Genomic DNA, 11,768 nt, shown 5'->3' on the forward strand with positions numbered 1-11,768 from the left:
GTATTTATATACTTACAATTAGATTATTCTTTAGCACCAATTAGCAAAAAATTATTATTTACAAATTTTGAATTTGTGCATTTATATTCCCTTTACTTAATCCCCCATGGTAACAAACTACGGATTCAATATCTAGATTTAAATACTTCTTCAAAGACTGTTGTGCTTCCTGAACATCCAAAGTAGTTGGAGCATGAATTCCTCCTAACATTCCATTTACACTATACATTGAATCCCCAGCGATAAGAGTTTTACTTTGTTTCAAATATAAACTAATATGACCCGGCGTGTGTCCTGGCGTATGGAGAATTAGTATGCCACCGCAATACGGAAGTTCTTGTCCATCAATCACAGTATCACTCACTTTTCCTTTTGGTAGATTCTCCACATTTCCACCTTTCAATAAAGGTAAATCCCCTTCAATATACGGCTTATCTAGCTCGTGCGCATAAACTTTAATATTACTTCCACAGTTCTGCAACAACTCTGGAAGACTACCTATATGATCTATATCCTGATGCGTTAAAATCACGGCTTTTAATTTATCAAACGATACGTCAACTCTCTCCATCTCTACTTGTATATCTTCAATTTGTCTAGGGAAGCCAGTGTCTATTAATACTGCCATTTCATCATTCCATAAAAGAATTGGGTGAATAATAAATTCTTGAAATTCAAGTTGCAACATTTCTACCCCTTTAGCAATCTCCATACAGCAATTCTCCTTTATACTGAAGTTTGAAAATATGTACGAGTAAACTGAAAATATAAATCGCCACTATCTTTTAATATGTTTTGTCATCCCAATAGAGAATACCTCAAACCCTATAGATTCATAGTAAGGTTGCAATTTTTCCACACACATAAGTTGGGGAATAACCTTTTTTTGTTCACAGTGCTGGATTAATCGTTCTACTATTTCTTTTCCAATGCCAATGGACTGATATTTTGGCAATACACATACACCACAAATAACGCCTGTTATTACACCATCAGATATAACACGCCCCATGCCAATTAATTGTTGCTCTTTAAAAGCATATATCACATACCAACTTTGTTTACACATTTGTTCCAATTCATTAACCGTTAATTTTAGAGAATTCCATCCTAAAGATTCATATAAAGCTACTAATTCATTGAAATTTGTTGGATGTTCAATTGTGTAGCTTATTTTAGTTTTCATAAACGCCTCCCTATTCTCCTATTTATTTGTATCCTCTTTTACATTGCTCTATTAAAATTTTTAAACCATCATCAACTTAACTTGAACAAACTTCAATAAGAAAAATAGAATTCCTTCTCAACATAAAATAAAAAGAAGTTACCTCACCTGAGATAACTTCTTATATATATATCTACCACTATATTATCACCCAAAAATTATGCAGCTACATACGATAAGAACGAACAAAACTAATAAACTGTTTGAGAAATAACCCATAGAATACTACCCCTTTATTTCATTATGTAAAAAATTTTATCATAAAATTATTTACAACATAATAACTGAAAAAGACATTGCATTCATTAGTTATGTATATTTAGTAATATTTTATTTTTGGCCATATTCGTCTTTTCTAAAATCACTTCTCATCCTCCTCTTCTTTAGTTCATATAATTTCAAAATAACAAATTAGTAAATATTAATTTACTATAATAAGTTTAAACATTTGATTTATAGCTAAATTAGTAATAAAATAATGACTAAATCAAAAAAGGAAGCGAAAATAATGTCCCATAAAGAATTATTAAACGAATACATGAATTTATTATTAAATATGTCAGGTACTTTCAAATTACTATCAGAAAAGTCCTCTGAATTTACACATTTAGAACAACACGTAGTGGAGTATATCGCCCAGCAAAAAGTACCTGTAAATTCAAAGATGATTGCTAGTTATTTAAACATCCCTAAGCAACAATTAAGTGTAACTATACGTAACTTAGAACAAAACGGATATATTGTAAAAAAGCAAGATACGGTAGATAAAAGAGCTGTATTAATTTCTCTGACAGAAAAAGCTGAAAAGGTACATTATGAGAGATGGAAACAAATTTATAAAAATTTCACAGTAAACCTCGAAAAGTTATCCGAAGAAGATAGGCGGGATTTAACTTACGGACTATATAAAACAAATACAATGCTCTCAAAAATGTTAAATAACGACTAACTATATTGTTTTATTATGCAACGGAGGATGTTTCATGGTTAAAGAGTTAGATTTACAATCAGTACAAGGTACGATGCTTATTCCCCTATGGGGACGAGCATATGGCAGTGAGAAAAATAAGGATATTTTAGATGATACAGAGGCTATTCGAATAATTAAAGAATGCGATTTTGACTTCTCGACAATAGCAAATACATTTGGCGAATACGGATGTATCACATACATTACTCGTGCACGAAAAATTGATGATACGATAAAACAATTTATAGCAAAACACCCGAACGCCACTATAGTAAATATCGGTTCAGGACTAGATACTACTTTTTCAAGAATTGATAACGGTACAATACATTGGTATAACCTTGATTTACCCGATGCAATCTCTTTTCGCAAGACTTTAATTGAAGATACACCGAGGAATATTAGCATCACTAAATCATTTTTTGATACTTCTTGGTTTGACGATATAAGATATGATCCAAACGACGGTATTCTTTTTATATCAGCAGGTGTATTTTATTACTTTAAAGAAGAAGATTTAAAAGAGATCATAGTTGCTATGTCAAAACGTTTTCCTGGAGGAGAGCTATATTTTGATGCTGAATCAAAATTCGCACTGAACCTTTCGAATGCAACCGTAAAAAAATCTGGTAATAACGGCGCGATGATGTATTTTTATGTAAACAATCCAAAATCAATAGAAAAATGGTCTTCTTCCATAAAAGCATTAAGTTGCTCCCCTTTCTTTAAAGGTATACCTACAAATAAAGATTGGGATGGTAGTACACGTATTATGATGCGAATTGTAAACGTAATAAAGATGTTGAAGTTTGTTCATTTGCGGTTTGAAAAATAATAAATAAAGAAGGCCGCAATACATTTATATTTAGGTTATACATGTTAAACTTAAGAAAAAGGCAGGAACATATTTGATATGTTCCTGCCTTTTTCTTATGGGGTACCGATACTTAGTCATATAGCTATGAAAAGCAACTACCCCAAAATGAGAAATTTAGCATCTTAACACCCCTCAAGTGGCTTCTGTATATAATACATTTTAAATTTAATTTTTCTTGATAAATCAAAGATTTCCTGGCATACTCTTAAAATTATTTATGCACGAATAAAATCTCTTCGTAAACGTCCAATTGCACTAAAATATACAAAAATTGAGAAATATGAAAAAGGCACTCTTATGAGTGCCCTTCTTAGCAACTAAGTCCGCTGCAGCTTTTACCATAACCCATATGAATTTCGTCTGTAAGAGGAAATTTTAAGTTCATATTTAATTATTAAAATAAACCGCACCAAAGTTTTCATTAAATCTTTTACACCAAACAGAAACCGAACCATATTCATTTACATCTATCCCTTCAGGAATTTCGTAGTTTTGGTCTCCTTTATTTCCCTTTAATTTTCCTAATTCAATATACTGATAGTTTTTTACGTCTTCATTATTTTTCAAACGATTTGTAGGAACTAATACAACTCGTACATCTGGCCCATTTGATGTTGCAAAATTAGAAAGTCGTAAAACACGTTTTCCATCCGCTAATTGGTGAATTTTTGCCGTTCCAGTTGTTTCATGGACACCGTTTTGAAACTGACCTTCCCTTATTACTCGATCACTTTGTTGCCTTACTTCAGTTGATTGTATCTCTGCTTGTGGCAATGATTCATTTACGTGCTTATCAATAAATAATTTCTCTGGTCGGAACAATGACCATAAAATCCCCAATACAATTATTAAACCACCTATAAGCCATACATATTTTCTTTTCATAAAGTAAAAAACCTCCTGTAACATACTGTGTAGTAGTATGTTAACAAGAAGGTCTTTCATTTTTCTAACGTAAATGTTACAAAAGTCTTTCAGCCATCTTATTTTTTTACTGATGTGATGGGAAGAGTGAACCAAAATTCACTTCCCTGCTTACCATCTGCGCGATTCCTTACACCAATTTCCCCTTTGTGCATTTCAATTAATGATTTTGCAATAGCTAATCCAAGTCCGGAACCTCCAGATTGTGAACTTCTTGATCGATCTGTTCTAAAAAAACGTTCAAATACACGTAATTGATCATTTGGAGAAATTCCCATTCCTTCATCCCGCATAGTGAATTGGACCTGTTGAGTTGATTTATTTTCCACTACAGTCAATTCAATTGTTCCAGAGATAGGAGAATATCGAATTGCATTATGTAATAAATTACCTATGACCCTTTCAATTTTACAAGGCATAATCAAAAGTCGAGGTAATGTATCAGGGACATCCAATTGCACATGGATTTGTTTGTCTCCTAATAAGACAGAATGTGACTCTAATACATCTAATAGAACTTTATCTAAATGTGTGAAACTTGGGTGAAAATCTACTTGCTCAAACTCTAACTTTGAAAGATCAAATAAGTCGTTAATTAATCCATTTAATCTTTCTATTTCTTTTAAAACCGTTGCCAAGTATTGCTTTTTTATTTCAGGATCTTCAATCAGGTTATCTTGTAATGCTTCTATCATCATTTGCATGCTAGCCATAGGTGTTCGTAAGTCGTGTGAGATATTGGTAATTAGCTCCTTACGAGAGTTTTCCTGTTCCTCTAACTTAGTAAACCCTTCTTCTAATTTTTTTGCCATCTGTTGAAAGGCTGTTGCCAATTCTTTAAACTCACGTGGTTCTTGCCCAATTATATACATCGTTTCAAAGTGTCTATCACTAAATTGTTTCGTCAATTTTATTAAATTTTGTATAGATTTCATGATAGGACGTGTCATTAACCAATAAATAAACGTTGAAATAATGAATGCCACAAATGCAATTACTGTTAATAACCGCGTTTGTTCCGGTTCAAGTAACATTTTCGTCTCACTATACCATATAGCAATTACCATAATACTAGTACTTAATAAATTCATGAGTAACAATTGAATACGTAATCTCATGTTTCATTTCCTCCATTTGGCTCAAAGCGATATCCTATACCCCAAACCGTATGAATCCAACGATTCTTTATCGTATGCTTTTCGAGCTTTTCACGTAAACGACTCACTAACACGGTAACTGTGTTTGATGCTCCTTCATGTCCAAAATCCCAAATTAATTCAAGAAGCTGCGAGCGAGAAAATACTTGTTTTGGATGCTTTGCCATGAGATAAAGTACCTCAAACTCTTTCACCGTTAACTCCACTTCCTTATCACAAACAAGTACATATCTTGTCTTTGGATATATTTTCAAATCTGGAAACTCTATCACTTCCAATAGAGATTCTTCCGCTTGTATTGGTACATGGCTTCCTCTTCTTAGTATAATTTGAACCCTTAATACTAATTCACGAGGGGAAAATGGCTTTGTTAAATAATCATCTGCCCCCATTGTTAAGCCTAAAATTCGATCCCTTTCCTCTCCCTTAGCAGTTAACATAATAATAGGGACATTTGACTGTTGACGAATTTCCTCGCATAATTCCCATCCATCTTTTTTTGGCATCATCAAATCTAATATAATTAAATCTGGTTGATGTGTAAGAAATAAATCCCAACCTTCTCTACCATTTACAGCGGTATAAACTTCATATTCTTCTCTTTCTAAATACCGTTTGCATACTTCTCGAATATTTTCTTCATCTTCTACGATTAAAATTCTTTTCTTCATATACTATCCTCACTTCTTTTTCACCAATAACGCAAAATTTATTTTTTCTATTATCCAATGAAAATTCAGAAAATAAATTTTGTAATACAGATAGTAATCTTAACATTTGATTACTTATATGACTAGATAGGTATTTAAAATAGTAGTTACTAAATTATATAAATTAAAAGGAATGAGTCCGATTCAACATCGAACTCATTCCTTATTAGTAACTTAAATTATTGCATCTAACTTTTCGGATTCAATTCATTTCCGGTTCTCTTTTCAAACTTAGCAACAGAACTGTTACCTATTACTGAACTCTTGATAGATTCCATGCTATAGTATCAGTCCCATTCTCTCCATTACCATATTTCATATAATCGATTAAATATCCTACCTTTAACTTGTTACCATTAGATAGTATGTTCCATTGCTTATGGTATCCAGTGAAATTCTTTGGATATGCATGATTAAATTTAAAAGTACTTGCATTCTGTTTTTGATCTAAATGGATATAACTATCTTGAAGTTTTAAATATGCATAATCTGAATAAATAGGATTTCGAAATTTAATTAATACCTCTTCATCCTTTTTAATTGGTTTTCCAGGTTTAGGTTGACCTACTCTTTCAATAATTACATTCACTTTTTCATCGCTAGATTTTTCAGCCCAAAGATACTCCCATTTATTCCCGGCATGATGACTTCCCCAATAAGCTGTATTTCCATATGAAGCTACGGTATAAGGAACCCCTTCTGTAACAAATTCACCTGAATTATCTACTACATAATCTTCAAATTCTTTATTAGCTTTAATTTCAGTATCAATCTTTTGTGTAGGGGTTAGATTGTGTGCGTCATTGATTTCAAATGTAACTTTTCTGTGCGCAGCAATTTCAGATTTAATAGGGTGTATATTTTCTCTAGACTCATATGTAAATCCATTCTCACGTTTAACTAGTGTTACTGTTTGTGACGGAGCATTCCATTTCTTACTATAAGTAGTAGGAATCTCTTTACTCACACCAAATAAACCAGGTAAAATTGTTGCCCTAATCTTTTGCGTCACAGAATCATAACTACCTTCTACTAATGTTGGTTGCTGTAGTTTTGCAAAAGCACCGTGTACAGAGTCTTTATGTAAATAACCGCGATCTCCCTGTCCCGCTTTTAAATCGTTCAATGCATCAGTTCCATTATTAGCTGAAACTACTGATACGTTATTAGTACTTTTAGCCTTGTTTACAATATGATTTACTTTTTTCGTATCTATATTTACATGTTGAAAAACTTCGTTATAGGATAAAACTGGCTTATCAGCAAGGGATTTGTCTTTAGGAGTATATACCCTAAACTTTGGTATATTTCCTATATCTGTTTCTAATTGTTCAGTAGCTGCATTTACTCTAGACTCATATCTCCCTGAATCCCCCAAATGCATAATTTCTTCACCTTTTTCAATAGATAAATCCATTGTACTTGTAGGTAAAACTTCAATCGAAAGAAGTTCCCCTTGTTCAACAGCTTTCAATTCATCCAAAGATAAGACAATATTCGCATCTGCTTGTCCTTCTAAACTGTCAATTACTACTTCTGTTTTATTCCGTCCACCTTTTTCTGTACTTAAATAGTTTGCTTTATAACGATCTTGTGTTGCCTTTACAGTATTAATAATTTTGTTTCCTAAACGAATATTAAAATGAGGCGAAACATTTTCAGCGGATGCTGTTCCTACATTCTTATATTCCAAATGTATCCGTAATTTTGCTGCGTTCGCTGTATCCACAGTTGTTGCAGTAGACCAATCAAAATTATTTGTATAACTCTCCGTTTCCGTAGTTGTTTTTGAATATCCGTATCCCACATTTGCTGAAATACTTCCGGAAGGAACAGGGCCGGCTGCTGAGCCTTCTACACCACCTGAACCACTTAAACCTACATTAAATGAATGTTGTGTAGATACACTTTTTTCCCATCCTCTGCTAACTGATCCGCCATTATTATCCGTAATGGTTGCAATAGGAATTACTTCAATTCGTTTGGCACCAATTTGCAAATTCGGCATGTTGGCAACTATCGGATTGAAATTAGTATCAGAATCGTTGTTATAATTCTCAACCTCATACATATCAGTAAAAGGATCACCATCCGTATTTGCATTCATAGGATTCGATATAAATTTTGGTTTCCCTTTATCCTTCTCGGGATCCCATGCTTTCGCTTCATTTTTTCCAGTTTGTGAATTGAATTCAATTTTATATCCATTCATCTCTAAGTCGTTAGAAATACCATCTTTATCCCAATCGTTGTTTGCCATTTCAATGTTTTGTGTAATGAGTGAACCTATTTCCCCATCAGATCCGAGCGTGAAATTCTTATCTTCTTTTTTTACATTTGCATTCTCTTTGAATATTTCAACTGTACCTCCTGGATTCGGTTGTTTTACATCTGCTAAAGCAGGAGATGCTAAAGTCAGTGCCATCGATACACTACCTAATACACTAATTGCTGGCTTCAATTGTTTCATTGTTATTTTTCCTCCTTGGTTTCTAGGTCAATTAGAACACCTACTAGTAAGATTAATTTCATCATATATAACAAATCTTTCTTTTCTCTCTCATAACTGTTAAAAAAGTCTCTCGTAAATGTTACAAAACACTTACAGAGTTTTTAAAATCTATATATGAAACATTAAAAGCCGTAATATGAAGAATCGATTACAATATATACAAAAAAGCAGCTAGCCAAAGCTAACTGCTTACTAATTTATAAAATTTCAGTAAAAGAATGTATTAATTTTGAAGTGTGCAAATTGGAAGAGTGACTTCAACTATAGTTCCCTTATTCACTTCACTCTCAATAAATACCTTCCCCTGGTGTGTTTCAATAATTTTATAACATACCATTAATCCTAAGCCGATTCCCTCTTCCTTAATACTGTAAAAAGGTTCTCCTAAATATGGTATACGTTCTTTTGGAATCCCACATCCTTGATCGATAAAGCGAATCCTTATTTGATTATTATCAAGTTTATCAAATTGAATCAAAATTTCTCCTCCTGTTGGCATGGATTCAATTGCATTTTTTATAATATTAACAAATACTTGTTTTAATTGATTTCCTTCACATGGAATCAATGGAATACCAGGTGTAAAATCAATTCTAATTTTTATATTATTCATCATTGCTTGAGGTTGCAGTAGCATTAAAACTTGATCCATTAGCACACTAATATCATTAGGTTGTATCTTTAACACCTGTGGTTTGGCTACCGCCATAAATTCATTAGTAATACTTTCTATACGCTCAATCTCTGATGATACTATATTTATATACCCCTGATTATTCTCAGTTTCCGTTGATTTTAGTAATTGCATAAACCCTTTCATTGCGGTTAATGGATTATTAATTTCATGAGCCATTGCAGTCGCTAATTGTCCTACGACAGCAAGTTTTTCAGATTTCCGTAGTAATTCTTCTGTTTTTAGCCGTTCAGTGATATCACGCGAAATACTCAGGAAAACCTTTTTACCATTTAAGTTAAAAACACGGACACTAAACTCAGTTGTTATTATTTTTCCTGTTGGAAAAGCATATTCATCTTGTAAAGTGAAGGAAGTTTGTCCCTCTCTAATTTTTTCTAACAACCTTACAATCATTTTAGAATCTTGTGGTACTACATTTGGAAATGGTAACGAGAGCAGCTCTTCTCTACTATATCCAAATCTTTTACAACCAACAGGGTTTACCTCAATGAATCGACTGGGAACATAATTTTCATTCAGCTCTACTACATATACTGCATCAGTTGCTTGTTCGATTAGTGCACGGTACTTCATTTCACTATCTTTTAATTGCTGATGTAATTGATGTCGCTCTCTTTCTGCTTGTTTTCTTTCAGAGATGTCTCTACATATTGCAGATAAAGCTATCACATTTCCTCTTACGTCTAATATAGGAGAAACTGTCAGACTGACATCAAGAAGACTTCCATCGTTACGTCGTCTAACAGTTTCTAATCTAGTAACTACGGATTCTCCTGTTAGAATTTTCTGAATATTTTTGAGTGATTCTTCCATTAAGAAATCTGGTACACAAGGTAATCTCTTACCTATGATTTCTTCTAATGACCATCCAAATATCTTTTCATAAGCTTTATTTGCTTGTAAAATATGCCCTTCTCGATCAGAAATGGTAATAGCATCTACATTATGCTTTATAAATGATTCTAGTAATTCTTTGGTAGCTCTTAATTCTGATTCTACCTTTTTCCTTTCGGTTATATCGACTGTAGAACCAACAACTTCAATAACTTGTCCATTTCGTTTAATCGGCCTAAGTGCAATAAGAATAATTGTTTTATCATCTGGCCAGGGTAATTCGAATATAATTTCTTTCCCTTCCCATGCCTGAAGATAATACTTCATCAATTGTGAAACTAAATGTGGTGGAACAATAGAGGCATCAATAGTCCGTAAGCTTTTCCCTACCACCTGTTCAGAGTAAAATCCTTTTTGATAATAAAACTGTCCATCACATAAAGTGTGTATAAAGTGCTTACCCACTTTTTTAAATTTAAAAATCCCTCCTTGAAGCTCATGTACGGTATCTGTAAGTTCTTGCTTGGATTTTTTTAATTCCCGGTTCATTTTAGATAAGTCCTGTGTTAAATAATACAATCTCTGGTAGGCTTCCATAAGAAATAGCCCAATTAAAAGTCCTAACGCTATATATAATAAACCTCCAGAGTAAAGTAACGTAGTATTAAAGAATACACCAACTAACCACTTTATTCCGACAAAAATAGAAAAATATAAAGATGCACTTTTAAAAGGATGAAGGTTTTTAAAATATGTTTTAAAAGTAAAAAATAGAACACTCATACTTAAATATGCAATCACAGGTGGCTCCCAATACCCACCAATGAAAAAGATACGCATTATAATTATGCTAATTAGTGTAATCCAACCAGCAATGCGACCAAAGTAAATAAAAGATAGAATAAGAGGAACAACTCGAAGATCGTAGGAAAATCCCATGTATGGAAAAGAAAAGAGCATCAAAGTAACTGCAATAATCCCTCCATAGAATTTTTCGAAATATCGCCTGGAATGAACCAAAAACACTTGAATAAATATCGCTGCGCTAACTAATAAAGAAAAAATAGAAAGATTGATGAAATAGTCTTTAATAATCATGTAATGTCCCTCCTTGCATTAAAGATATATTCGACAAAAAAACAGAAAATCCTACAAATAATATACACAGTTCAGGTGCAAAAAATATAATTCCGTACATGACAATACATGTAAATAGTATCATATTGATTCAAATCGAAAATCAGGGAATCTTCCATTTGAACCTGTAAATCCCCCAAAAATAAGGTGTTTATTTAAATGTTATGTACAAAAAAACGTAGGAATATTTAATTCCTACGTTTTTTATAAATTAATCAATTCCTTCACTATTACGATTCTTCTAATTCCTCAATTTCGGCTTTTCGCTTTAAAAATATTGCAATATCCTTATTCTCCCTTTCTATTAAACCAAGAGCATGTCTATCATTTAAAACCAATTATTTATAACCCCATATATAATTCTATTGTTGTCGCTTTACTATGTTTATGATCCGTAAAATACCATTCTAAAGGTTGTAAAGGGTTAGATACTTCAAATAATTCAGCTGGCTACCATGAAGGCAAGTTTTCATTTTCACCCAGTCGCCTTCTTTGGGCCAACGAGGATCTGTCATTGGTATTCTCCTTAGAACTATACTTTATGGATTTGAATTAATTTTTTTATTACTTGTTGCTCTTTTAATGTATTTGCAGTGCTTCTACCTGCGGAGTCTTTTCCTAATATTTCAACTTCATATTTTGTATTCTTTGTAGCCTCTTCTAGTTCCTTTTCTTTCTTTTCAGGTTTGCATATATTTCATGTCAAATTACAGAAGTGAGTCAGG

The 11,768-nt window shown here is 32.6% G+C and carries 9 protein-coding genes and 1 pseudogene; 2 read left to right on the forward strand and 8 right to left on the reverse strand.

Translation table 11 applies throughout. From position 1 onward, the window contains the following. Window positions 1–58: 58 nt before the first annotated feature. Together JDS95_RS24560 and JDS95_RS24565 are read right to left on the reverse strand one after the other, a co-directional pair. Complete coding sequence (locus tag JDS95_RS24560; protein WP_000401498.1) at window positions 59–712, reverse strand: MBL fold metallo-hydrolase; 654 nt, start codon at window positions 710–712, stop codon at window positions 59–61. Between the two features lie 66 nt (window positions 713–778). Next, window positions 779–1,186 carry a GNAT family N-acetyltransferase gene (locus tag JDS95_RS24565; protein WP_000850347.1) on the reverse strand — a complete coding sequence of 136 codons (408 nt, stop codon included), beginning with the start codon at window positions 1,184–1,186 and terminating at the stop codon, window positions 779–781. Window positions 1,187–1,733: 547 nt separating this feature from the next. Here JDS95_RS24565 and JDS95_RS24570 point away from each other — a divergent pair. Next, window positions 1,734–2,174, forward strand: coding sequence for a MarR family winged helix-turn-helix transcriptional regulator (locus tag JDS95_RS24570; protein WP_000018441.1), 441 nt, complete (start codon window positions 1,734–1,736; stop codon window positions 2,172–2,174). 34 nt (window positions 2,175–2,208) lie between these two features. Next, on the forward strand, window positions 2,209–3,030 hold the full coding sequence (locus tag JDS95_RS24575; protein ID WP_085450795.1) for a class I SAM-dependent methyltransferase: 822 nt from the start codon (window positions 2,209–2,211) through the stop codon (window positions 3,028–3,030). A gap of 429 nt (window positions 3,031–3,459) precedes the next feature. Here JDS95_RS24575 and JDS95_RS24580 read toward each other — a convergent pair whose 3' ends face one another. From JDS95_RS24580 to JDS95_RS24605, 6 genes and pseudogenes are all read right to left on the reverse strand, one after another. Then, window positions 3,460–3,957: a DM13 domain-containing protein gene (locus JDS95_RS24580; RefSeq protein ID WP_000824731.1), complete on the reverse strand. Its 498-nt coding sequence runs from the start codon at window positions 3,955–3,957 to the stop codon at window positions 3,460–3,462. A gap of 98 nt (window positions 3,958–4,055) precedes the next feature. Next, window positions 4,056–5,114, reverse strand: a complete 1,059-nt coding sequence (locus JDS95_RS24585) for a sensor histidine kinase (protein ID WP_033660541.1) — start codon at window positions 5,112–5,114, stop codon at window positions 4,056–4,058. Beyond that, complete coding sequence (locus JDS95_RS24590; RefSeq protein WP_085450796.1) at window positions 5,111–5,824, reverse strand: response regulator transcription factor; 714 nt, start codon at window positions 5,822–5,824, stop codon at window positions 5,111–5,113. The genes JDS95_RS24585 and JDS95_RS24590 overlap by 4 nt, the downstream gene beginning before the upstream one ends. A gap of 292 nt (window positions 5,825–6,116) precedes the next feature. Further along, on the reverse strand, window positions 6,117–8,333 hold the full coding sequence (locus JDS95_RS24595) for a binary toxin-like calcium binding domain-containing protein (RefSeq protein ID WP_085450797.1): 2,217 nt from the start codon (window positions 8,331–8,333) through the stop codon (window positions 6,117–6,119). Between the two features lie 265 nt (window positions 8,334–8,598). Beyond that, window positions 8,599–11,004: a PAS domain S-box protein gene (locus JDS95_RS24600; RefSeq protein WP_199690844.1), complete on the reverse strand. Its 2,406-nt coding sequence runs from the start codon at window positions 11,002–11,004 to the stop codon at window positions 8,599–8,601. A 269-nt stretch (window positions 11,005–11,273) separates the two neighbouring features. Continuing rightward, window positions 11,274–11,526: pseudogene (locus JDS95_RS24605) on the reverse strand (hypothetical protein); the annotation flags it as partial. Between the last annotated feature and the right edge of the window lie 242 nt (window positions 11,527–11,768).

Origin of the sequence: Bacillus cereus group sp. N24, assembly GCF_016483345.1 — a bacterium.
Lineage (GTDB): Bacteria > Bacillota > Bacilli > Bacillales > Bacillaceae_G > Bacillus_A > Bacillus_A toyonensis.